The sequence below is a fragment of the Pseudomonas sp. BS-2016 genome (assembly GCF_001806145.1).
Lineage (GTDB): Bacteria > Pseudomonadota > Gammaproteobacteria > Pseudomonadales > Pseudomonadaceae > Aquipseudomonas > Aquipseudomonas lundensis.
This window is the reverse complement of the sequence record NZ_MLCT01000015.1, coordinates 240193-263306: the sequence shown is the minus strand read 5'-3', so window position 1 is coordinate 263306 and position 23114 is coordinate 240193. Positions and strand designations below refer to the sequence as shown.

General features: G+C 60.1%; 18 protein-coding genes. 14 read left to right on the top strand and 4 right to left on the bottom strand.

Features of this window, described 5'->3' with window-relative positions; genetic code table 11:
* Positions 1-23 precede the first annotated feature (23 nt).
* The 5 genes from BKD70_RS06600 to BKD70_RS06580 all read left to right on the top strand — a co-directional run bounded on the left by BKD70_RS06600 (position 24) and on the right by BKD70_RS06580 (position 5473).
* Complete coding sequence (locus tag BKD70_RS06600; RefSeq protein WP_047273864.1) at positions 24-665, top strand: tetratricopeptide repeat protein; 642 nt, start codon at positions 24-26, stop codon at positions 663-665.
* Complete coding sequence (gene bamB, locus BKD70_RS06595; protein WP_047273865.1) at positions 658-1809, top strand: outer membrane protein assembly factor BamB; 1152 nt, start codon at positions 658-660, stop codon at positions 1807-1809. The genes BKD70_RS06600 and bamB overlap by 8 nt, the downstream gene beginning before the upstream one ends.
* 140 nt (positions 1810-1949) lie before the next feature.
* Entirely contained in the window at positions 1950-3419 is a 1470-nt protein-coding gene (der, locus tag BKD70_RS06590) for a ribosome biogenesis GTPase Der (RefSeq protein WP_047273868.1), read from the top strand.
* Positions 3420-3542: 123 nt separating this feature from the next.
* Positions 3543-4691 (top strand): pyridoxal phosphate-dependent aminotransferase, encoded by a 1149-nt coding sequence (locus BKD70_RS06585; RefSeq protein ID WP_047273870.1) that lies wholly within the window; start codon positions 3543-3545, stop codon positions 4689-4691.
* Positions 4679-5473: an amidohydrolase gene (locus BKD70_RS06580; protein WP_047274293.1), complete on the top strand. Its 795-nt coding sequence runs from the start codon at positions 4679-4681 to the stop codon at positions 5471-5473. The genes BKD70_RS06585 and BKD70_RS06580 overlap by 13 nt, the downstream gene beginning before the upstream one ends.
* 101 nt (positions 5474-5574) lie before the next feature.
* On the opposite strand, the gene leuA is transcribed toward BKD70_RS06580, so the two are convergent.
* The 3 genes from leuA to xseA all read right to left on the bottom strand — a co-directional run bounded on the left by leuA (position 5575) and on the right by xseA (position 9792).
* A complete protein-coding gene (gene leuA, locus BKD70_RS06575) occupies positions 5575-7254 on the bottom strand; it encodes a 2-isopropylmalate synthase (RefSeq protein ID WP_047273871.1) in 1680 nt (559 codons plus the stop codon).
* A 330-nt stretch (positions 7255-7584) separates the two neighbouring features.
* Entirely contained in the window at positions 7585-8409 is an 825-nt protein-coding gene (locus tag BKD70_RS06570; protein ID WP_047273874.1) for a M23 family metallopeptidase, read from the bottom strand.
* Between the two features lie 3 nt (positions 8410-8412).
* Positions 8413-9792 carry an exodeoxyribonuclease VII large subunit gene (gene xseA / locus BKD70_RS06565; RefSeq protein ID WP_047273875.1) on the bottom strand — a complete coding sequence of 460 codons (1380 nt, stop codon included), beginning with the start codon at positions 9790-9792 and terminating at the stop codon, positions 8413-8415.
* An 80-nt stretch (positions 9793-9872) separates the two neighbouring features.
* Here xseA and BKD70_RS06560 point away from each other — a divergent pair, with 80 nt between their 5' ends.
* From BKD70_RS06560 to guaA, 4 genes are all read left to right on the top strand, one after another.
* The gene (locus BKD70_RS06560; RefSeq protein ID WP_047273876.1) at positions 9873-10619 is read left to right on the top strand and encodes a sulfite exporter TauE/SafE family protein; all 747 of its coding nucleotides are present in this window, start codon (positions 9873-9875) and stop codon (positions 10617-10619) included.
* A 102-nt stretch (positions 10620-10721) separates the two neighbouring features.
* Positions 10722-11270: a hypothetical protein gene (locus BKD70_RS06555; protein ID WP_047273877.1), complete on the top strand. Its 549-nt coding sequence runs from the start codon at positions 10722-10724 to the stop codon at positions 11268-11270.
* Positions 11271-11421: 151 nt separating this feature from the next.
* Positions 11422-12891: an IMP dehydrogenase gene (gene guaB, locus BKD70_RS06550; protein WP_047273879.1), complete on the top strand. Its 1470-nt coding sequence runs from the start codon at positions 11422-11424 to the stop codon at positions 12889-12891.
* 102 nt (positions 12892-12993) lie between these two features.
* The gene (gene guaA, locus BKD70_RS06545; RefSeq protein WP_047273880.1) at positions 12994-14571 is read left to right on the top strand and encodes a glutamine-hydrolyzing GMP synthase; all 1578 of its coding nucleotides are present in this window, start codon (positions 12994-12996) and stop codon (positions 14569-14571) included.
* A 143-nt stretch (positions 14572-14714) separates the two neighbouring features.
* Here the strand turns inward: guaA and treR are convergent, their stop codons facing one another.
* Positions 14715-15419 (bottom strand): trehalose operon repressor, encoded by a 705-nt coding sequence (gene treR, locus BKD70_RS06540; protein ID WP_047273882.1) that lies wholly within the window; start codon positions 15417-15419, stop codon positions 14715-14717.
* Between the two features lie 267 nt (positions 15420-15686).
* Here treR and treP point away from each other — a divergent pair, with 267 nt between their 5' ends.
* The 5 genes from treP (at position 15687) to BKD70_RS06515 (ending at position 23005) form a co-directional block, all read left to right on the top strand.
* Positions 15687-17129 carry a PTS system trehalose-specific EIIBC component gene (gene treP, locus BKD70_RS06535; RefSeq protein WP_047273884.1) on the top strand — a complete coding sequence of 481 codons (1443 nt, stop codon included), beginning with the start codon at positions 15687-15689 and terminating at the stop codon, positions 17127-17129.
* 85 nt (positions 17130-17214) lie between these two features.
* Positions 17215-18861, top strand: a complete 1647-nt coding sequence (gene treC, locus BKD70_RS06530) for an alpha,alpha-phosphotrehalase (RefSeq protein WP_047273885.1) — start codon at positions 17215-17217, stop codon at positions 18859-18861.
* A gap of 69 nt (positions 18862-18930) precedes the next feature.
* Complete coding sequence (locus BKD70_RS06525) at positions 18931-20154, top strand: carbohydrate porin (protein ID WP_047273887.1); 1224 nt, start codon at positions 18931-18933, stop codon at positions 20152-20154.
* 59 nt (positions 20155-20213) lie between these two features.
* Positions 20214-22736 (top strand): phosphoenolpyruvate--protein phosphotransferase, encoded by a 2523-nt coding sequence (gene ptsP, locus BKD70_RS06520; RefSeq protein WP_047273889.1) that lies wholly within the window; start codon positions 20214-20216, stop codon positions 22734-22736.
* A gap of 2 nt (positions 22737-22738) precedes the next feature.
* On the top strand, positions 22739-23005 hold the full coding sequence (locus tag BKD70_RS06515) for a PTS transporter subunit EIIB (protein WP_047273891.1): 267 nt from the start codon (positions 22739-22741) through the stop codon (positions 23003-23005).
* The last annotated feature ends 109 nt before the right edge of the window (positions 23006-23114 follow it).

Sequence of the window (23114 nt, the reverse complement as noted above, 5' to 3'; positions counted from 1 at the left end):
TTTATCGAATAAGGAGTGTTGGGGTGTCGAGTAACGATGATGATCAGCTGGGCGAGTTGAAAGACTGGTGGCAGCGCAACGGCAAACCCCTGGTCACTGGCGGCTTGCTGGCGCTGGTGGTGGTGTTCGGCTGGCAGGCTTGGCACAAATATCAGAGCAATCAGTCGCAGGGTGCGTCGATTCTCTACCAACAACTGCTTGAAACCACATTGACGCCGAGCGGCCAGCCTGATGCCGCGCAAGTCGCTGATCTGGCCAACAAGCTGAAGAACGAATACAGCGGCAGCGCCTACGCGCAATTTGGTGGTCTGTTTGTTGCCAAGGTGGCGGTTGACAGCGGCAAGCTGGATGACGCGGCCAATGAGCTGAAAATCATCGTCGACAAGCCTGCCAATGCCACGTTGGGCGAAGTCGCGCGTCAGCGTCTGGCCCAGGTTCTGGCTGCACAGAACAAGGTTGATGAAGCCTTGAAGCTGCTTGAAGGTGATTCGGACAAAGCATTCCTGGCCAGCCGTGAAGAGCTCAAGGGTGACCTGCTGGTTCAGCAAGGTCGCACTGATGACGCGCGTGCAGCCTACGAAAAAGCCAAGGCGGCGCTCTCGGATGAGGCGGCAGTCGGCGGCTTACAAATCAAGCTCGACGACCTGGCCAAAGGGGATGCGTAACGTGATTCGTTGGAAACATGCAGCATTGCTGGCTCTGGCCATTTTGGCCGCGGGTTGCAGCAGCAACAGCAAAAAAGAACTGCCACCGGCCGCGCTGACCGACTTCAAAGAAGAAGTCGTTTTGCAAAAGCAGTGGAGCCGCTCGATTGGCGACGGCCAGGGCAAAACCTACAACATGCTGGTGCCAGCCGTTGAAGGTAATACCCTGTACGCGGCCGATGTGACCGGTGTCGTGATGGCGCTGGACCGCATGAACGGCGACGTCAAATGGAAAAAGGACCTTGAACTGCCTGTTTCCGGCGCTGTTGGCGCGGGTTACGGTCTGGTCCTGCTGGGTACCTTGCAAGGTGAAGTGGTTGCGCTTGACGCCAGCTCTGGCGAAGAAAAGTGGCGCTCCCGAGTGACCAGCGAAGTCCTGGCTCCGCCTGCCACCAACGGTGACGTGGTGGTGGTTCAAACCCAGGACGACCGCCTGATCGGCCTGGATGCCTCGACCGGCGACCAGCGCTGGACCTACGACAGCACGCCGGGTGTTCTGACCCTGCGGGGTACGGGGGCTCCTGTGGTCACCAACCATTTGGCGGTGGCAGGTCTTTCCACCGGTAAAGTGGTGGCGCTGGACACTCGCAATGGCGTGCCCGTTTGGGAGCAGCGTGTTGCCATCCCGCAAGGCCGTTCCGAACTGGAGCGCATTGTTGACATCGACGGTGGCCTGCTGCTGTCTGGTGGCACGCTGTACGTTGCCAGTTACCAGGGCCGCATGGCGGCACTGGAACTGGAAAGCGGCCGTGTGCTGTGGCAGCGTGATGCTTCCAGCTACGCCGGTGTCGCACAAGGTTTTGGCAGCGTCTACGTCAGCCTGGCGTCCGGCACTGTTGAAGGCGTCGACGAGCGTTCGACCACCGCCCTGTGGAGCAACGATTCCCTGGCCCGCCGTCAGCTGTCGGCACCGGAAGTCTTCTCCAGCTATGTAGCGGTCGGCGACATGGAAGGCTATCTGCACCTGTTGAGCCAGGTTGATGGTCGTTTCGTAGGCCGTACCCGCATTGACAGCGATGGCCTGCGGGCACGTCCGCTGGTGGTCGGTGACATGATTTACGTGTTTGGTAACAGCGGCAAACTGGAAGCCCTGACCATTCGCTAAGGCGTCTATGCTTGAGGCTCTAGGGCCTCGGGCAGCCTTGCTCTGGCAAGGTTTGCGGCACATTTTTGTGCTGTTCCGAACTCTGGCCGCTGCCTTGCAGCGGCTTTTGTATTTTCTGAAATAACGAAGTGGAGAGCCGCATGGTTCCCGTAATCGCCCTGGTGGGCCGACCAAACGTCGGCAAGTCCACCTTGTTCAACCGCCTGACCAGGACACGTGACGCCATCGTCGGCGACTTGTCCGGTCTGACCCGTGATCGCCAATACGGTGAGGCCAAGTGGCAAGGGCGTTCCTACATTCTGGTCGACACCGGCGGTATCTCCGGTGACGAGCACGGTATGGACGAAAAGATGGCCGAGCAGTCACTGCTGGCCATCGAAGAAGCTGATGTGGTGCTGTTCCTGGTAGATGCCAAGGCGGGTTTCACTGCCGCTGACCAGATGATCGGCGAACACCTGCGCAAACGAAACAAGCGTTCCTATGTGGTTGCCAACAAGGTCGACAACATCGACCCGGACATGGCTCGCGCAGAATTCGCACCGTTGGGCATGGGCGACGCGATTCCGATCGCCGGTGCCCACGGCCGCGGTATCTCGCAGTTGCTCGAAGTGGCGTTGTCCTCGTTCCCGCGTGACGAAGACGATGCCGAAGAAGGCGAACCGGAAATCGTTCTTGAAGGCGAGGAAGCCAAGCGCATTCCTGGGCCGGGCGAGAAAGACGGCATCAAGATCGCGATCATCGGTCGTCCGAACGTCGGCAAATCGACACTGGTCAACCGCATGCTCGGTGAAGACCGGGTTATCGTGTACGACCAGCCGGGCACGACCCGTGACAGTATTTACATCCCGTTTGAGCGTAACGACGAGAAGTACACGCTGATCGACACGGCCGGTGTGCGCAAGCGCGGCAAGATCCACGAAGAAGTCGAAAAATTCTCCGTGGTCAAAACCCTGCAAGCGATCAAAGACGCCAACGTGGTGATCTTTGTCATGGACGCGCGCGAAGGCGTGGTGGATCACGACCTGAACCTGTTGGGCTTTGCGCTGGAGGCCGGTCGGGCTCTGGTCATCGCGATCAACAAGTGGGACGGCATGACCCCGAGCGAGCGCGACTACGTCAAGACCGAGCTGCAACGCCGCTTGTTCTTCGTCGACTTTGCCGACATCCACTTCATCTCGGCGCTGCACGGCACGGGCGTGGGTAACCTGTACCAGTCGGTACAGAACTCCTTCAAGTCGGCGGTGACCCGCTGGCCAACGAACCGCCTGACCCAGATCCTTGAAGATGCCGTGGGCGAGCACGCTCCGCCGATGGTCAACAACCGTCGCATCAAGCTGCGTTATGCCCACTTGGGTGGTGCCAACCCGCCGATTATCGTGATTCACGGTAACCAGGTTGAGAAGGTGCCGAAGTCTTATGTCCGTTACCTCGAAAACACCTACCGTCGTGTCTTGAAGCTGGTCGGTACGCCGATCCGCATCGAGTTCAAAGGGGGTGAGAACCCGTACGAGGCGAACAAAAACTCGTTGACCGACCGTCAGGTCAACAAGAAGCGCCGCATGATGTCGCACCACAAGAAAGCCGAGAAAAAACGCAAAGACAAGCGCTGATCGCGCAACCTCCACGCGTAATGAGAAAGGGTCCTGACGGGCCCTTTTTCGTGTCTGGTGTTTGGGCTATCCTCCGTGGGTCCTGTGCCGCAGTCAGTGCCGGGAACTCAACAGGGAACGGCCATGATCACCAGCAAGTTGCCGAACGTCGGCACCACCATCTTCACGCGCATGTCGCAGCTCGCGACTGAAACCGGCGCCCTCAACTTGTCTCAGGGGTTCCCTGACTTTGATGGCCCGCAAGCCTTGCGTGATGCTGTCGGTCAACACATTGCCAGTGGTCACAACCAATACGCCCCGATGACCGGCTTGCCCGCGCTGCGTCAGCAAGTGGCCGCCAAAATAAGTCGCAGCTATGGCGTAACGGTCGATGCGGACGCTGAAGTGACCATCACGCCGGGTGCGACTCAGGCCATTTTCTGTGCCATTCAGGCTGTTATTCACCCTGGTGATGAAGTCATCGTGTTTGACCCCTGTTACGACAGTTACGAGCCTTCCGTAGAGCTGGCCGGTGGCCGTTGCGTTCACGTGCCGCTGGCACTGGATGATTTCTCCATCGACTGGCAAAAACTCAGTGAGGCCATTGGCCCCCGTACGCGCATGATTATCCTCAACAGCCCCCACAACCCGAGCGGGGCGCTGATCAGCCGCGGGGAGCTGGACCAGTTGGCAAAACTGATCGAACACCGTGACATCTACCTCATCAGCGATGAGGTGTACGAACATTTGGTATTCGACGGGGTGCCCCACGTCAGTGTTTTGTCACATCCCGAGTTGTACCATCGCGCATTCGTTGTCAGTTCTTTCGGCAAGACCTACCACGTCACCGGCTGGAAAACCGGGTATGTGGTCGCGCCGCCCGCCCTGACGTCAGAGCTGCGTAAAGTGCACCAATACGTCAGTTTTTGTGGGGTGACGCCGCTGCAATATGCGCTGGCCGATTTTATGGCCGCTTGCCCGCAGCACGTCGAAGAACTGCCTGCTTTTTATCAGGCCAAGCGCGACCTGTTTTGTGATTTGTTAAGCCCATCGCGCTTTACCTTCAAGCCGGTGGCGGGGACTTACTTTCAGTTGGTTGATTACTCCCTTATTCGTCCGGACCTTAATGATGTCGACATGGCCGTGTGGCTGACCCGCGAACATGGCGTGGCGACGATTCCGGTTTCGGTGTTCTACCAGACCCCGCCCGAAGGGCAGCGGCTGGTTCGCCTATGTTTTGCAAAACGCGAGGAGACGCTGCGTGAAGCAGCAGAAAAACTATGCGTGATCTAAGTGGTTTACCCGATTTAACTGTAGCGCTGGTTCAGACCACCCTGGCCTGGCATGACCGTCAGGCCAATTTCGATCATTTCGACGACCTGCTGCAGCAGGCCGCGGGCGCGGACCTGGTGGTACTGCCTGAAATGTTCACCACCGGTTTCAGCATGGACTCCAAAGCCCTGGCTGAAGCAGAAAATGGCCCGACCACCACGTGGTTGCGCGAGCAAGCCAAAAAACTCGATGCCGTTGTGACAGGCAGCATCATCATTGAAGCGGCGGATGGCAGCCATCGTAATCGGCTGCTGTGGGCCCGCCCGGACGGTGTCGTGCTGCACTACGACAAACGTCACTTGTTCCGTATGGCAGGCGAGCACGAACACTTCACCCCCGGTGAACGTCAGGTTCAGTTCGAAGTGAAGGGCTGGCGCATCAGGCCATTGATCTGTTACGACCTGCGCTTCCCGGTCTGGAGTTGCGATCCCCATGACACCGATTTGTTGCTTTACACCGCCAACTGGCCGGGGGCGCGGCGTCTGCACTGGAATCGCCTGCTGCCTGCCCGGGCCATTGAAAACCTGTGTTATGTCGCCGCCGTAAACCGGGTCGGAGCCGATGGCAAGGGACTGGTGTACACGGGTGACAGCCATATTCTCGATTTTCAGGGCGAGTCACTGCTCAGCGCAGGTGAGGCGGATGGCGTGTTCCAGGTCAGCTTGAACGCCGGTGAACTGGCCGCCTACCGTGAGCGTTTTCCGGCGGATCTGGATGCCGATGCGTTCGAGCTGAAAGTCTGATGGCGCACCGTCCAGCCGGGCGGTGAGGGCGTTCAGGGTGTAGCGCGCAAAAAAAGCCCCCATGGCCTTCACCATGGGGGCTTTTGTGTCGCTGGCCTGCGTTAAGCGGCTTTTGCTTCGGCTTCGCTCAGGGCACGGTTCAGTGCGCTGAACAGGGCTTTGAAGCTGGCGGTGGTGATGTTTTCATCGATGCCGACGCCATGCACGGCGCGCTCGCCGTTGACCCGCAATTCAATGTAGGCCGCCGCTTTGGCGTGGGTGCCCGCACCGATGGCATGCTCGTTGTAATCCATGATCTCGGCCTTGACCGGCAAGCCTGCTACCAGTGCCTCCAAAGCGCCATTGCCTTTACCGCTCCAGCGCAGGTTGGTTTCGCCCGCGCCCTTGGCAGACACCTCGACGTCGACAGCACTGTGGCCGTTCTCTTCTTGCAAGCGATGGCTCACCAGCGCGTAAGGCGTGTTGGCTTGCAGGTATTCGCTGTGCAACAGGCTGTGGATCTGCTGGGCCGTCATCTCAAGGCCCAGACGGTCGGTTTCACGTTGCACCACCTGACTGAACTCGATCTGCATGCGGCGCGGCAAGCTGATGCCGTATTCCTGCTCGAGCAAGTAGGCAATGCCGCCTTTGCCGGACTGGCTGTTCACGCGAATCACGGCTTCGTAGCTGCGACCGATGTCTGCCGGGTCGATTGGCAAGTACGGTACTTCCCACAACGCGTCTGGCTTCTGCTGAGCGAAGCCTTTGCGGATGGCATCCTGGTGCGAGCCGGAGAAGGCGGTATGCACCAGGTCGCCCACATACGGGTGGCGCGGGTGAACCGGAATCTGGTTGCACTCTTCGACGACTTTGCGCACGCCGTCGATGTCCGAGAAGTCCAGTTGCGGGTCCAGGCCCTGGGTGTACATGTTCAATGCCACGGTTACCAGATCGACGTTACCGGTGCGCTCGCCGTTGCCGAACAGGCAGCCTTCGACACGGTCGGCGCCCGCCATCAGGCCGAGTTCGGTGGCCGCCACACCGGTGCCACGGTCGTTGTGGGTGTGCAGGCTGATGATCACGCTGTCACGACGGTTGATATGGCGACCGAACCACTCGATCTGGTCGGCGTAAATGTTCGGCGTGGCGCACTCAACCGTGGCAGGCAGGTTGAGGATCATCTTGTGCTCAGGGGTCGGGTTCCAGACCTCAATCACGGCATCACACACTTCTTTGGCAAATTCCAGCTCAGTGGCGCTGAACGTCTCGGGCGAGTACTCGAATGTCCACTGGGTTTCGGGCTGTTGCGACGCGTATTTGACGAACAGCTTGGCCGCACTGACGGCGATTTCCTTGATGCCGTCCTTGTCCTGGTTGAACACGATGCGGCGGAAGGCCGGGCAGGTCGCGTTGTACAAGTGAACGATGGCTTTTTTGGCACCGCGAAGCGACTCGAACGTGCGGGCGATCAAATCTTCGCGGCCCTGGGTCAAGACCTGAATGGTCGTGTCATCCGGGATATGGCCGTCTTCAATCAGGGTGCGCACAAAGTCGAAATCGGTTTGCGAAGCGGCCGGGAACGACGCCTCAATCTCCTTCACACCCACGCTCACCAGCGTCTTCCAGAAGCGCAGCTTCTTCGCCGCATCCATCGGTTCGATCAGCGACTGGTTGCCGTCGCGCAGATCGGAGCTGCACCAGATAGGTGCTTGAGTGATGGTTTTCGACGGCCAGGTCCGGTCAGGCAAATCAATGACGGGGAACGGGCGGTACTTGGAAGACGGGTTTTTGAGCATGGTCATCAGGCAATCCTTATTGTACGAGCCGAAAAAAGGCGGCTAACCGGAGATACAAAGCAGAGGGGCGAGGCACCGCAATCAGCTTTGCAGTCGTGCGCTGACGAGGCAAAGGCTGCGATGTTGACGTTGCAGAATGAGGGTGTGAGAGGTTTTCATGGCCTCAACCCTAACCATTGGCAGTAAGGATGGCAAGCGGCCAAAAAACTTTGAGAGGAATGCTCGTAAATGAATGGTTTTCGAAGGTAAATAGCGCAATTGTCTTTTATTGTTGCTTTAGATTGCGCTTCAAGGAGTACTGCCAGCGTTTTGTGCTCTGCGCGCTCGGTGCAAATGTTACGGCTGGAAAGCGCCAATGAAAATCGCCGGGTCGACGCGCGCATCATTCAGGCTGACATTCCAATGCATGTGCGGTCCGGTAGCGCGGCCGGTTGATCCGACCCTGCCCACCACATCGCCCCGTGCCAGTTGCTGCCCGACCTGGGTGTCAATCTTCGACATGTGACAAAACATGCTGATGAACCCTTGGCCGTGGTCAACAAACACCGTATTGCCGTTGAAGAAATAATTGCCGATCAAAATCACCTTGCCTGCTGCGGGCGTTTTGATTGGCGTACCTGCGGGCACGGCAAAATCCAGACCGGCATGCGGGTTACGCTCTTCGCCATTGAAGAAGCGCCGCACCCCAAACTTGCTCGACAGCGGTCCATTGACCGGTTTGTCGAGCAACAGGTTGCTCGGCGTCGTGGGGCTGAACGTGCGGTAGGCCTTGATCTGAATGGCCAGCTCGTTGTCGATGCGTTTGAGGTCAGCGGGGTTCGGATTGACCTGACGCTGGTTTTTCAGGGTGATGCGCTGTTCGGGGTATTTTTTGTGACCAACCGTGAAATTCAGGTCACGGCCGCCTGCGCTGATGGATTGAGTGCCGGGTTTGACCGTTAACGGAATACCGACGATGGCACGCCAGGTGTCCTGTTCCTTGACCACCAGCACCGGTTTGCCCTGGTAGGTGGCCTTGGGCGCTTGCGCGCCGCTGCCCAGTTCAATCACGGCCACACCGCCCGGCACCGGTTTGTTGAGCAGGCGGGTGATGTAACTGTCAGCCGCGTTCGCGTTGACGGTCAGGCATAGCAACAAAAGAGCAGAGGCGAAACGCAGCATCGATCAATCCAGTAATGAAAGGGTGACAGGCGTGAGGTGGTTGTCCTCGACGCGCACATGGAGTTCGCCTTCACCCAGCTTGGCTTTCAGGCGTTGGCCGTTGTGGGTTTGTCCGGCGCTGCGAATGGCGTTGCCGCGTTCGTCGAGCAGGATGCTGTACCCGCGTCCCAGGGTGGCCAGCGGGCTGACCACGTGCAGCGTTTGCATCTGGCTTTGCAACTGCAGTCGACGGGCCTTGAGGCCTTCGCGCATCGCGCGCGGCAAGCGCTCGGCCAGACTGTCGAGGCGCTGGCGCAGCAGAGCCAGTTGACGCCCGGGGTGTTGACCGGCCAAGCGCGTTTCCAGGCGAATCAGGCGCTCTCGACGGGTATTGAGGCTGCGTTCAAAGGCGCGGCGCATGCGCATGTCCAGGTCATCCAGGCGCTGCGCTTGCTGGCGCAGACGCTCGCCGGGGTGACGCAAGCGACGCGCGAGCCCGTCAAGGCGCAGGCGCTCACGCATCAAACGGTCACGTATACGCATCACCAGGCGTCTGTGCAGGCTTTCAATGCGGTGTTGCAAGTCGCTGGAATCCGGGGCCAGCAACTCGGCGGCGGCAGACGGCGTAGGCGCTCGCACATCGGCCACGAAGTCACTGATCGAGACATCGGTCTCGTGACCGACAGCGCTCACGATCGGGGTGACGCAGGCATCGATGGCGCGGGCGACGGCCTCTTCGTTGAAGCACCACAAGTCCTCCAGCGAACCCCCGCCACGGGCCAGAATCAGCGCATCAAAGCCACGTGCATCGGCAATTTTCAACGCACGCACGATTTGCGCAGTGGCTTCGCGCCCCTGAACGGCGGTAGGAATCAGGGTCAACTCGACCTGAGGTGCGCGTCGGCGAAATACGCTGATGATGTCGCGTATCACGGCGCCGGTGGGCGAACTGATAATTGCGATGCGCTGCGGGTGGGCGGGCAGCGCGACCTTGCGTTCAGCGCTGAACAGGCCTTCGGCGCTGAGCTTTTCTTTCAGCGCATCAAAGGCCAGCCGTAGCGCGCCGTCACCCGCAGGCTCAACGGTATCGAGGATCAGTTGGTAATCGCCCCGGCCTTCGAATAACGACACCTTGCCGCGCACCTTGACCGCCAGGCCATCTTTCAAGGCTTGGCGTACGCGGGCAGCGTTGTTGCGAAACAGCGCGCACCGCACCTGGGCGCCGCTGTCCTTGAGGGTGAAATACACGTGGCCGGACGCCGGGCGAGCGAGGTTGGAGATTTCGCCTTCGACCCAGATGTTGCTGAACACGTCTTCGAGCAACACTCGGGCACGGCCGTTTAGCTGGCTGACGGTCAGGACTTCGCGGTCCAGATTGAGTCTTGCAAAGGGGTCTTTAATCATGTCGGCCATCATAAGGGCGGATTGTTATCACTGCACGTATCTGGTTACAGTCCGCGCACTAAAAACAAGGAAGTTGTCCCATGGATCTGCCTTACACCGGGAGCGAGTGGTTGTTGTTGGAGCTGGCCATCGCGCTGGCGTACATCGTATTTGGCGTGGCCGGGTTCGGCACCGCGTTGGTGGCGGGCCCGCTGTTGATCCTGTGCCTGCCGTTATCGAAAATCATCCCGTTGCTGGTGCTGCTCGATTTTGTGGCGGCATTCGGGAACTGGTTGCCCGCGCGTCGCGACGTGGCACGCGCCGAGCTCTTACGCTTGCTGCCCTGCATGGCGCTGGGTTGCCTGGTCGGTGTGGTGTTTCTGCTGAACCTCAAATCAGATGTGTTGCTGCTGATGATGGGGATTTTCATCAGCGCCTATGCGATCTACAGCCTGGCCGTGAAGGCGCGGCCAAGGCAGGTGGCGGCCGGTTGGGCGATTCCGACCGGCACGGTGGGCGGGTTGTTTGGTGCATTGTTTGGCAGTGGCGGCTTTTTGTATGCGCTGTACCTCAATGCACGCTTGCCCAAAGAGGCGGCGCGGGCCACGCAAAGTGCGTTGATCAGTTGCAGCACGGTGGTGCGCTTGATCTTGTTTGTGATGGCCGGGGTGTACGCCGATGGCGCGCTGCTGCTATTGGCCGTCTGTCTGTTACCGGCAATGGCACTCGGGTTATGGACGGGACGCCGATTGACGCGCAAATTGTCCCGCGAGGCCTTTGTGCGACTGGTGACATGGCTGGTGCTGGCCAGCGGCATTGCCCTGATCGTGCGCTACTTGAGCGCTTGACCTCGGGGGATCAGGCTTTAAGCTGCGCCCCCTGAAACCCTTGCAGTCTGCGCCAGCGTTTACACCTTTGGCTTTGTTCTCTTTTTATACGTGTCGTTTTTCATGAATTCGCAAAGCATCATCGTCCCCAAAATCTCCACCTTGCCGGTTCATGAGCCGCGCGCCCGCGCCATCGTGCGCTGGTTGGTGCGCAAAAATATCATTGAAGAAGCCCTGACCACCTGCGGTCGCACCGGCAACGGCATGGCCCATGCCATCGCGCCAGGCGCTGCCGAGGTCGTGCTGCACCCCGAGGCGCTGCCGTTCGGTGAACCGGTCAATGGTCTGGAAATCATTACCAAGCGCTGCATCTACACCCCGGCCAAAGGGTTTCTTGAAGAGGCCGGATGCGCCGAGTGTCGCAAGGAAGTCGGTGAGGCCCTGTTCGAAAGCCTTGAAGACTGGATGCCGGGGCGCACCGACAACTTCACGTGCCCGTTGTGCGGCCATGAAGATGACATCAATGGTTTCCTGTTCCTGCAGCCCTGTGCGTTCTCCAATCTGGGGTTCATCTTCAATAATTGGGCCGAGGCGGGTTTCAAACAGAGCTTCCTGGACGAGTTTGCCGACTGGCTGGATCAACCCGTGGCGTGGGTGAGGGTGGAGCTTTAACGCGTGCGCCAGCGCCGGGGCATTTTTTCTGCCTTGAGAGTCAGCAAATCATTGACCCTTAGCGCAAAACTCTCTAAAGGTTTCCGTTGAGCCGCACAGGTGTTTTAAGTACAATGGCGCGCTTCCATTTTCCCGCTCGGGAGCCCCAGCGATGCTGCGTATCAGCCAAGAAGCACTCACTTTCGATGACATCCTTCTCGTCCCCGGTTATTCCGAGGTTCTCCCGAACGAAGTCAGCCTCAAGACTCGTTTGACCCGTGGCATTGAACTGAATATTCCGCTGGTTTCCGCCGCAATGGACACCGTAACTGAAGCCCGTCTGGCAATCGCCATGGCTCAGGAAGGCGGTATCGGTATCATCCACAAGAACATGACCATCGAGCAGCAAGCTCACGAAGTCCGCAAGGTCAAGCGTTTCGAAGCCGGTGTGGTCAAAGAGCCCATCACGATCGAAGCGGATGCCACCGTCCGTGAACTGCTCGAACTGACCCGCCAGCACAACATCTCCGGCGTTCCGGTCCTGCAAAATGGCGACCTGGTCGGCATCGTGACTTCCCGTGACGTGCGCTTTGAAAACCGTCTGGAAGCCTCCGTACGCGATGTGATGACGCCCAAAGAGCGTCTGGTCACCGTCAAGGAAGGCGCCGACAAAGAAGAAGCCCGCGAGCTGTTGCACAAACACCGCATCGAGCGCGTTCTGATCGTTGACGACAAATTTGCCCTCAAAGGCATGATGACCGTCAACGACATCGAAAAAGCCAAGGCCTACCCGTTGGCCAGCAAGGACGACCAGGGTCGTCTGCGCGTGGGCGCTGCGGTCGGCACCGGCAAAGACACCGCTGATCGCGTTGCAGCCCTGGTTGCTGCCGGCGTTGACGTTGTCGTAGTCGACACCGCGCATGGTCACTCCAAAGGCGTGATCGACCGCGTGCGTTGGGTCAAGCAGAACTTCCCTGACGTGCAAGTCATTGGCGGCAACATTGCCACCGGCGCAGCGGCACTGGCGCTGGCTGAAGCGGGCGCGGACGCCGTCAAGGTCGGTATCGGCCCTGGCTCGATCTGCACCACCCGTATCGTGGCCGGTGTGGGCGTTCCGCAAATCAGCGCGATTGCCAATGTGGCCGCTGCCCTTGAAGGCACTGGCGTTCCCCTGATCGCTGACGGCGGCATCCGTTTCTCCGGTGACCTGTCCAAGGCCATCGTGGCCGGTGCGTCCTGCGTGATGATGGGGTCGATGTTTGCCGGTACTGAAGAAGCACCGGGCGAAATCGAGCTGTTCCAGGGCCGTTCCTACAAGGCCTATCGCGGCATGGGTTCGCTGGGGGCGATGTCGCAGTCCCAGGGTTCCTCCGACCGTTACTTCCAGGACTCCTCCGCGGGTGCCGAGAAGCTGGTGCCCGAAGGCATCGAAGGTCGCGTGCCGTACAAAGGCTCGCTGACAGCGATCATTCACCAACTGATGGGCGGTCTGCGTTCTTCGATGGGTTACACCGGCAGCGCCGACATCGAACAAATGCGTACCCAGCCAGAGTTCGTGCGTATCACCGGTGCCGGCATGGCTGAATCTCACGTCCACGACGTGCAGATCACCAAGGAAGCGCCAAACTATCGCGTAGGTTGATAGTAATCGCACCCAGGCCAATGCCGGGTGCGATGCGAATTAAGTAACCGGGGCTGTTTGATTCAGCCCCGTGTCGTTTCTGAAATTAATCGAGATTTTGTCATGGCCCTCGACATTCACGCTCACCGCATCCTGATCCTGGACTTCGGTTCCCAGTACACCCAGCTGATCGCCCGCCGCGTGCGCGAGATCGGTGTCTACTGCGAACTGCACCCGTTCGACATGGACGACGCCGCGATCCGCGAATTCGCCCCTAAAGGCATCATCCTGGCAGGCGGCCCGGAGTCGGTTCACGAAGCCAACAGCCCGCGCGCGCCACAGGCCGTTTTCGATCTGGGCGTACCGGTCTTTGGCATTTGCTACGGCATGCAGACCATGGCCGAGCAACTGGGCGGCAAGGTTGAAGGTTCCGAGCTGCGTGAGTTCGGTTATGCCCGCGTAGACGTTGTCGGCAAAAGCCGCCTGCTCGACGGCATCGAAGACCATATCGACTCCGACGGCCTGTTCGGCCTGGACGTCTGGATGAGCCACGGTGACAAAGTCACCAAAATGCCGTCTGACTTCCACATTCTGGCCAGCACCCCGAGCTGCCCGATTGCCGGTATGTTCAACGACGAACGCGGCTACTACGGCGTTCAGTTCCACCCGGAAGTGACCCACACCAAACAGGGCGGCCGTATCCTGTCGCGCTTCATCCTCGACATCTGCGGCTGTGAAGCCCTGTGGACGCCGTCCAAGATCGCTGAAGACGCAATCGCCAACATCCGCGCCCAGGTCGGCACCGACAACGTGTTGCTCGGTCTGTCGGGCGGCGTGGACTCCTCGGTCGTGGCGGCCCTGCTGCACAAGGCCATTGGCGACCAGCTGACTTGCGTGTTCGTCGACAACGGCCTGCTGCGCCTGCACGAAGGCGAGCAAGTGATGGCCATGTTCGCCGAGAACATGGGCGTCAAAGTGATTCGCGCCAACGCTGAGGACCAGTTCCTCAACAACCTGGCGGGCGAATCCGACCCTGAGAAAAAGCGCAAGATCATCGGCCGTACCTTCATCGACGTGTTCGATGCCGAATCCTGCAAGCTGGACAACATCAAGTACCTGGCCCAAGGCACCATCTACCCGGACGTGATCGAATCGGCTGGCGCCAAAAGCGGCAAGGCGCACGTCATCAAGTCGCACCACAACGTGGGCGGCCTGCCGGAAGAAATGAACCTCAAGCTGGTTGAACCGCTGCGCGAGCTGTTCAAGGACGAAGTTCGTCGTCTGGGTCTGGAACTGGGCCTGCCGTACGACATGGTCTACCGTCACCCGTTCCCGGGCCCGGGCCTGGGCGTGCGCATTCTGGGTGAAGTGAAAAAGGAATACGCCGACATCCTGCGTCGTGCTGACCACATCTTCATCGAAGAACTGCGCAAGGCCGACTGGTATCACAAAGTCAGCCAAGCGTTCGTGGTGTTCCAACCGGTGAAATCGGTGGGTGTGGTCGGTGACGGCCGTCGTTACGCCTGGGTTGTTGCCCTGCGTGCCGTAGAAACCATCGACTTCATGACTGCGCGTTGGGCACACCTGCCTTACGAACTGCTGGAAACCGTAAGCGGTCGCATCATCAACGAAATCGAAGGCATCTCCCGCGTTACCTACGACGTGTCGAGCAAGCCGCCGGCAACGATTGAGTGGGAATAAGCCTGGCCGGTTAACCGGTTCAATGTGAAAAAGGCGGTCAACACTCAGTGTTGACCGCCTTTTTTGTTTCTGCGCTTTGTCACCGTGCGGCTAAGCGGGGTGGCGGTTACTGACGAGCGCAAGGCTGCGCGTAACCCGTGAGCCTAGCGCCGTGCCACATCGGAAAAGTAAAACTTGTCCAGCGTGTGCCGCGACTCGGTGTACTCAAACTGCCGTCCGTCCTGCAAAAACGTTTGGTTGCTGACCACGATCACATGGCTTTGGCCGTCCATGTCCAGGTGTTGCTGATCGTCCTGGTTGCGCGGCACGGCTTCGATAGTGCGCTGGGCGTAGCTGATTTGCAGCTTCAGGTGCTGTTCGATGTAGGCATAAATCGAGTGCTGGGCGATGCCTTCGTCCAACCCCGGGATCAGGTCGGTCACGAAGTGGTTGATGTCCAGAATTACGCGTTTGCCATCGATGCGCCTGACCCGTTTGATGCGGGTGATCGAACTGCCAGCCTCGGCATCAATGTGCGCGTGCAGCGCGCCTTCAAGGGCAATCTGGCTGAATTCGACCACGTCGGTGCTGACGTTTTCACCCAGCCGCGGCCAGGTTTCTTGAAAACTGACGATGCCGCCCAGTTGAAACTCAATCGGGCGGGTGGACAGTACAAACGTCCCTTTGCCATGCACCTTGTGCGCAAAACCGCGTTCCTGCAGTTGCTCAATCGCTTTGCGCACCGTGCCGCGGCTGGCCTCGTAGGTGGCCATCAATTCAGCTTCCGAGGGCAGGCGGGCGCCGTGTTGCAGGCGCTCGCTGGTGATGCTGGCAAGCAGATCGCTGTAGATCTGGTTGTATTTGGTCATGGCGATGGCTCGATGCCGATGGGTGCTCTGGGCCCGAACCTTAAGTGCAGGGTTCAGGTAGCGCAAGTCCCATAAAAGATTGGGAGCCATCACACGCAGTCTTCAGATTTGTCTTTCAGTCCCGGTCCTGTGCTGGCGAGCGAAACATACAATACTTTAACTCGTCTGTACCAGTTGTTGATTTAACTGGTACAGACGAGTATTTTTCGTTTCAGCGTGCTGCCTCAACGACGCCCCATAACAATAATTCCAGGCAGGAGATCCGGCATGAGCCACGATTACTCTTCCATCGCCAGCGAGCTGATCACCAGCCTCGGTGGTGCCGAGAACATCCAACAGGCCGCGCATTGCGTCACGCGTTTGCGCCTGGCCCTCAAAGATGCAAACCGGGTCGACAGCGCGACCCTCAATCAGATCGATCTGGTCAAAGGTTCCTTTTTCAACGGCGGGCTGTTTCAGGTGGTGATCGGCCCCGGCGATGTCGAGAAGGTCTACGCCGCCTTGCGCGAGCAAACCGGGTTGGCGGCCTCGACGCTCGCAGACGTCAAACAGATGGGCGCCGACAAGGGCAATGGCTTGCAGCGCCTGGTGCGGGTGTTTTCGGATGTGTTCATGCCGATTCTGCCGGCGCTCATCATTGCGGGCCTGTTGATGGGCATTAACAACCTGATCGGCGCCAAAGGCATGTTCATTGCCGACAAAACCCTGCTCGACGCTTATCCCTCGCTGGACGGGCTGTGGAGCCTGATCAACCTGATGGCCAATACCTCGTTTGTGTTCCTGCCCGCGCTGGTCGGCTGGTCAGCGGCCAAGCGCTTTGGCGGCAGTGAAATCCTCGGCATCGTGCTGGGCCTGATGCTGGTGCACCCCGACCTGCTCAATGCCTGGAACTACGGCAAGGCGGTGGCGGGGCTGGAGGGCCAGAGCCTGCCGTACTTCGACATCTTTGGCGTGTTCCAGATTGAAAAAGTCGGCTATCAGGGGCAAATCCTGCCGATTCTGCTGGCTGCCTACGTGATGAGCGTGATCGAGAAATGGCTGCGCGCGCGGGTGCCCAATGCCATTCAACTGCTGGTGGTGCCCATTACCACGATTGTCATCACCGGGGTGCTGGCGCTGGCCGTGATTGGCCCGGTCACCCGGCATCTGGGGATTCTGATTACCCAGGGCCTGGTGATGCTGTTTGACCTGGCGCCGGTGATCGGCGGGCTGATCTTTGGTGTGCTGTATGCGCCGATGGTGATTACCGGCATGCACCACATGTTCCTCGCGGTCGATTTGCAGTTGATCTCCACGCAGGGCGGCACCTTTATCTGGCCGATGATTGTGATGTCCAACCTGGCCCAAGGCAGTGCCGCGCTCGGGGTGTTCTACATGAGCCGCAACCTGCGCGAGCGCAGCATGGCGTCAACCTCGGCAATTTCCGCCTATTTCGGCATCACCGAACCGGCGATGTTCGGCATCAACCTGCGTTACAAATTCCCGTTTTATGCGGCGCTCACCGGGTCGGCACTGGGCAGTATTTTCCTGTCGCTCAATCAGGTGCAGGCCTCGGCGATCGGTGTCGGCGGGTTGCCCGGTTTTATCTCGATCATCCCCGAGCACATCCCGATGTTCGTCATCGGGATGCTGGTGGCCATCGTCGTGCCGTTTGCCCTGACGTGTGTGCTGAGCATGAAAATCATCCGCCCCGGTTACCGGGTGGCCTGAACCCTCACTTGAGGGGCGGCGGCAGGCTGCCACTCCTGAAAGGCGCAACCGCGATAACCCAAGGCAATACAAGGAACTTCCCCCCATGCACGATTGGCAGCGTTCGGTGATCTATCAGGTCTACCCCAAGAGTTTTCATAGTCATGCCGGCAACGCGACTGGCGATTTGCTGGGGGTGGTCGACAAGCTCGACTACCTGCAATGGCTGGGGGTGGATTACCTGTGGTTGACGCCGTTTCTGCGCTCGCCCCAGCGCGACAACGGCTACGACATCAGCGACTACTACGCCATTGACCCGAGCTACGGCAGCATGGCCGATTGCGAACTGCTGATTCTCGAAGCCCGTGCCAGGGGCATCAAGCTGATGCTCGACATTGTGGTCAACCACACCTCCATCGAGCACCCCTGGTTCCAGCAGGCCCGCAGCAGCCTCGATAACCCGTACCGAGACTTTTACATCTGGCGCGACCAGCCAAACAACTGGCATTCCAAGTTTGGCGGGTCGGCGTGGGAGTACGAGGCGCAAACCGGCCAGTACTACCTGCACCTGTTTGACCACACCCAGGCCGACCTCAATTGGGACAACCCCAAGGTCCGCGCCGAGGTTTACACGTTGATGCGTTTCTGGCGCGACAAAGGCGTGGGCGGTTTCCGTCTGGATGTCATCAACCTGATCTCCAAGCCCGCGGACTTTGCCCAGGATGACAGTGACGGGCGCCGTTTTTACACCGATGGCCCGCGGGTGCATGAGTACCTGCAAGAGATGCACCGCGAAGTCTTCGCCGGGCATGACTTGCTCAGTGTCGGAGAGATGTCCTCGACCTCCCTTGAACACTGCATCCGTTATTCCGACCCGCAGCGCCGCGAGCTGTCGATGACCTTCAATTTTCATCACTTGAAGGTGGACTACCCGAACCAGCAAAAGTGGGTGCGCGCCGACGTCGACTTCCTCGCGCTCAAACGCATCCTCAGCGAGTGGCAGCAGGGCATGCAGGCCGGGGGCGGCTGGAATGCGCTGTTCTGGTGTAACCACGATCAACCGCGCGCCGTTTCGCGCTTTGGCGATGACGGCGAACACCGCGTGCTGTCGGCCAAAATGCTGGCCACCGCCCTGCATGGCCTGCAAGGCACACCCTTTATCTATCAGGGGGAAGAGCTCGGCATGACTAACCCCGGCTTCGAGCACATCGAGCAGTACCGCGACGTCGAAACCCTGAACATCTACCGCCTCAAGCGCGACGCAGGCGAACCCCATGCCGGGTGCATGGCCGCGATCATGCAAAAGTCGCGGGACAACGGCCGTACGCCGATGCAATGGAACCACCAGCCGAATGCAGGTTTCAGCACCGCGAAACCCTGGATAGACCTGCCGGACAACGCCACTCGCATCACCGTCGAAGACCAGCGCCACGACCCGTCGTCGGTGCTGCACCACTACCGCCGCCTGATCGCCTTGCGCCGTGCCGAGCCGTTACTGCAACACGGCGAATACCGCCCGTTGCTGCTGGACCACCCACGTGTCTGGGCCTACCTGCGTCAGGGCGATAACGAGCGATTGCTGGTGCTCAACAACTTTTACGGCACGCCCTGCGATGTCGAATTGCCCGCTGAGGTCATCGACCCACACCGGCAACAGCGTGTGCTCATCAGTAACTACGACGACTGCCCGCAGCGAACGCGGCGCATCACGTTACGGCCCTACGAATCGTTCGCCTTGCACGTGCAGGACTGACGCGGGCTAACCCCTGCCAGCGGTTTAGCCGTTGTGATTTACCCATAACAATAAGAAAGGTCATCTTTTATGAACACACCACTCAACCGCTGCGTGCTTACCGCATCGTTATGCCTGCTGGCACCGCTCCCGGCGCAGGCGCTGGAATTCTCGGGTTACCTGCGCAGCGGCGTCGGCAACTCGCTCAACGGGGGCAAACAATCGTGTTTCAAACTGCCCGGCGCTGAAACCAAATACCGGCTGGGTAACGAGTGCGAGCAGTACGCGGAGCTGGAACTTCGCCAGGACATCCTGACCCTGGATGACGGCTCGGTGCTCAGCGTCGACGGCATGGCCTCGTTTTACAACCAGTACAACCACCAGCTCACCTTTCAAGGGGAGAACGGTTCGGTGCGCATGCCCCAGCTGTACGCGCAATGGTCGAACCTGCCGCGTCTCAATGGCGGTTCGCTGTGGGCCGGGCGTCGCTACTACAAACGCAATGACATCCACATCTCCGACTTTTACTACTGGAACCAGAGCGCCACGGGCGGCGGCATCGAAGATGTGCTGATCGGCGGGTTGAAATACAGCTATGCGTTTTCGCGCAAAGACAGCCTTTATCAGGAGCAGGCTGTCACCCGTCACGACGTCAACGTTGCCGGGTTCAAGACCAACCCCGGAGGCGAGCTGGAGTTCGGTGTGAGCTACCTCGAAAAACCCCGGCGCACCGATGCCCACAGTGGCTGGGCGATCACGGCGCAGCACGTGCAAAACGCCTTTTTGGGGGGGCGCAACACCGTTGCCCTGCAATACGGCGAGGGTCCAGGGACGGGGCTTGGCTACACCGGCAACACTCGGCTGGACAACAGCAGTAAACGGTATCGGCTGGTGGAGTTTTTTGACTGGCAAGTGACGCCGCGCTTCGGCGGTCAGGTCGAGGCGGTCTATCAAAAAGACGTTCGCCCCCAGGGTGGCAATCAAGAGTGGCTGTCGCTGGGTGTGCGCCCGGCGTACGCGATCAGTCAACAGTTCAAGCTGGTCACCGAGCTTGGCCACGATCAGGTCAAGGCCGCCGACGGCACCCGCACCTTGAGCAAATTTACCTTTGCGCCCACCTGGTCGCCCAAGGGGCCCGGCTTTTGGGAGCGCCCCGAAATTCGCCTGTATTACACCTATGCCCGCTGGAACAAAGCCGCACAGCTGGCCGCCAATCGATTGGACGCCGGGTCGGCGTTATCTGATAGCGGCGCGTTTGGCAGGGCGCGGCACGGTTCAAATATGGGATTGCAGGTCGAGTACTGGTGGAAATAAGCGACGCTGGCGAGGCGCGCACGCCCTCGGCATTCAAACTCTCTATTGCAGGTGAAGTCATGGTCACACCCTCACAACTGGAACTGCTGGCGCCCCTGTCAGGCGTAGTGCTGGCGCTCGACGATGTCCCTGATCCGGTGTTCTCCAGTCGCCTGATGGGCGATGGTGTGTGCATCGACCCGACGTCACAGATGTTATGCGCCCCGCTGGCCGGGGTGGTCAGCAACCTGCAACACACGGGGCATGCCCTGAGCATCACCCATGACAGCGGTGTGCAGGTGCTGCTGCACATTGGGCTGGACACGGTGAACCTTCAGGGCAAAGGTTTTATCGCGCAGGTTGAGGAAGGCCAGCGGGTTGAGGCCGGGCAGCCGCTGATTGAGTTCGATGCCGACTACCTGGCGCTGCATGCCCGCAGTTTGCTGACGCTGATGCTGGTGATCAGCGGTGAGGGTTTTCAGGCGCTGGCGCACGGCAAGGCGCACATCCAGACCGGGCAGCCTCTTTTGCACGTGCAAGTGCACGCGGGTAAAGGCGATGGGGCAACCGGTCATGAAGACAGCCCGGTGTTGCATTCGCAGGCCGTGTTGCTGCCCAACCCCAATGGCCTGCATGCGCGACCGGCCGGGGTGTTGGCCCAGGCGGCGAAAGGCTTTGCGGCACGTGTTCAACTGCATCGCCAGCACGACAGCGCCAACGCCAAGTCGCTGGTGGCGATCATGGCGTTGCAAACCGCGTATGCAGACAGCGTTTACCTCAGTGCGGCGGGGCCGGATGCCGAGGCGGCCCTGCGCGAGTTGTCCGAGCTGCTGAGCCAAGGCTGTGGCGAAGAGGTTGAGCACGTGGTGTTGGCCCCAGATCCCGACCCTGTCGCCCATGACGAGGTGTCGGATGGGCTGCGCGGCGTGTGCGCCTCCACCGGTTCGGCGTTCGGGTACGTGGTGCAGGTGGCGCAGAGCGCGCTGGAGGTGGACGAACATGCCTGCGAAGCGCAACGCGAACACGCCGCGCTGCAACACGCGTTGGCCCGGGCGGCCGATGAGTTGCAGGGGCTGCGCGATAACGCATCCAACCCGGCGCAGCGCGACATCTTTCGGGCGCATCAGCAGCTGTTGCAAGACCCGAGCTTGCTGGAGCATGCCGCCGAGCTGATCAACGCGGGCAAAAGTGCAGCCTTTGCCTGGCGCAATGCGACCGAAGCCACCTCGGCGTTGTTCAAGGGCCTGGGCAGTCCGTTACTGGCTGAGCGGGCGCTGGATCTGGAAGACGTGGGGCTGCGCGTGCTCAAACGGATTCTCGGCGTGGATGACCGTGCGCTGGCGTTGCCCGATCAGGCGATATTGGTGGCAGAACAACTGACGCCCTCGCAAACGGCCGGGCTCGACACCCGCAAAGTCGTGGGGTTTGTCACCGTGGGCGGCGGCGCCACCAGCCATGTCGCCATTCTGGCCCGTGCCTTGGGCATCCCGGCATTGTGCGGGGTGTCACCTCAGGTGCGGGCGCTGGCCAGTGGCCTGCCGGTATTGCTGGACGCCGATGCGGGTCAGTTGCACGTGCAGCCTGATGTGGGGCAGGTGGAGCGACTGGGTGCGCAGCGCGCGTTGCGTGAGGACCGTCAACAACGGGATTTACAGCTCGCGTCGTTGGCGGCCTGCACCCTGGACGGGCACCCGGTGGACATCACCGCCAATATTGCCTCGCGCGCGGAGGCTGAACACGCGATGACCTTGGGCGCCCACGGCGTCGGGTTGCTGCGCTCGGAGTTTTTGTATCTGGATCGCAGCCGCGCCCCTTCCCATGACGAGCAAGTGGCCACCTATTGCGAGATTGCCTGCGCCGTGGGCACGGAACACCCGCTGGTGGTGCGTACGCTGGATGTGGGCGGTGACAAACCGCTGGCCTACGTGCCAATGGCCAGTGAACTCAACCCGTTCCTGGGCATGCGCGGTATTCGCCTGTGCCTTGAACGTCCGCAGTTGCTGCGCGACCAATTGCGCGCCATTTTGGCCTGTGCCGGGCTGACGCAACTGCACATCCTGTTGCCGATGGTCACGCACCTGTCCGAGCTGCGGGTCGCGCGGCAGATGTTGCAGGAAGAGGCGCAGCGGCTGGGGCTCAGCGCGTTGCCCAAGCTGGGCATCATGATCGAAGTGCCTGCGGCGGCCTTGATGGCCGACCTGTTTGCGCCCGAGGTGGATTTCTTCTCGATTGGCACCAACGACCTGACCCAATACACCTTGGCCATGGACCGCGATCATCCGCGCCTGGCCCGTCAGGCCGACAGCTTGCACCCGGCCGTGTTGCGCCTGATCGCTCACACGGTCCGGGCCGCCCACGCCCATGGCAAGTGGGTGGGCGTGTGTGGCGCGCTGGCCTCCGAGCCGTTGGCGGTGCCGGTGCTGCTGGGCTTGGGGGTGGATGAACTGTCGGTCAGCGTGCCGCTGATCCCGGCCATCAAGGCACGAGTACGCGAAGTGCAATTCACCGCCTGCAAGGCATTGGCCGACAAGGTGCTGGCGCTGGAAAGCGCCGAGCACGTGCGGGCCACCTTACAGCCTCAATCGTTAGTGCTGGAGCATTGAACATGTTTGAAAAACTTCATCAGGCGCTCTGGAAAGCGCTGACCCCGGATCTGGTGCCCGACGTGACCCGCCCGGCCTCGTCGTTGCTGGACAGTGCTGTATTGGCGGCGTTGGGCGGGGCCGAGAACATTACATCCGAACAGAAAGTCGCACTTACCCGCGTGCGCGTCCAAGTGTGCGATGCCTCGAAACTGACCCTGCACGCGCAGCAATTACCGAATGTCATGCCCTTGGCCAATGGCGTGGTGCATGTGCTCGTAGGGCTGTAAACGCCTCGTCGAGGTTCAGGCTTGCGGGCGTGGGTGCGGCCCTTCGCCACCCCGGCCTTACTGTTTCTCAACTGCAGGTGTATCGTATTCGCCTTTTGCGGGGCGTAAG

Bases quoted from the DNA above. Each gene is read 5' to 3' on its own strand.
- treR (WP_047273882.1), bottom strand. From the start codon at position 15,419: ATGACCAAATACAACCAGATCTACAGCGATCTGCTTGCCAGCATCACC.
- leuA (WP_047273871.1), bottom strand. From the start codon at position 7,254: ATGACCATGCTCAAAAACCCGTCTTCCAAGTACCGCCCGTTCCCCGTC.
- BKD70_RS06570 (WP_047273874.1), bottom strand. From the start codon at position 8,409: ATGCTGCGTTTCGCCTCTGCTCTTTTGTTGCTATGCCTGACCGTCAAC.
- BKD70_RS06560 (WP_047273876.1), top strand. From the start codon at position 9,873: ATGGATCTGCCTTACACCGGGAGCGAGTGGTTGTTGTTGGAGCTGGCC.
- guaA (WP_047273880.1), top strand. From the start codon at position 12,994: ATGGCCCTCGACATTCACGCTCACCGCATCCTGATCCTGGACTTCGGT.
- bamB (WP_047273865.1), top strand. From the start codon at position 658: ATGCGTAACGTGATTCGTTGGAAACATGCAGCATTGCTGGCTCTGGCC.
- BKD70_RS06580 (WP_047274293.1), top strand. From the start codon at position 4,679: ATGCGTGATCTAAGTGGTTTACCCGATTTAACTGTAGCGCTGGTTCAG.
- BKD70_RS06555 (WP_047273877.1), top strand. From the start codon at position 10,722: ATGAATTCGCAAAGCATCATCGTCCCCAAAATCTCCACCTTGCCGGTT.
- der (WP_047273868.1), top strand. From the start codon at position 1,950: ATGGTTCCCGTAATCGCCCTGGTGGGCCGACCAAACGTCGGCAAGTCC.
- xseA (WP_047273875.1), bottom strand. From the start codon at position 9,792: ATGATTAAAGACCCCTTTGCAAGACTCAATCTGGACCGCGAAGTCCTG.
- BKD70_RS06515 (WP_047273891.1), top strand. From the start codon at position 22,739: ATGTTTGAAAAACTTCATCAGGCGCTCTGGAAAGCGCTGACCCCGGAT.
- treP (WP_047273884.1), top strand. From the start codon at position 15,687: ATGAGCCACGATTACTCTTCCATCGCCAGCGAGCTGATCACCAGCCTC.
- BKD70_RS06585 (WP_047273870.1), top strand. From the start codon at position 3,543: ATGATCACCAGCAAGTTGCCGAACGTCGGCACCACCATCTTCACGCGC.
- guaB (WP_047273879.1), top strand. From the start codon at position 11,422: ATGCTGCGTATCAGCCAAGAAGCACTCACTTTCGATGACATCCTTCTC.
- BKD70_RS06525 (WP_047273887.1), top strand. From the start codon at position 18,931: ATGAACACACCACTCAACCGCTGCGTGCTTACCGCATCGTTATGCCTG.
- treC (WP_047273885.1), top strand. From the start codon at position 17,215: ATGCACGATTGGCAGCGTTCGGTGATCTATCAGGTCTACCCCAAGAGT.
- ptsP (WP_047273889.1), top strand. From the start codon at position 20,214: ATGGTCACACCCTCACAACTGGAACTGCTGGCGCCCCTGTCAGGCGTA.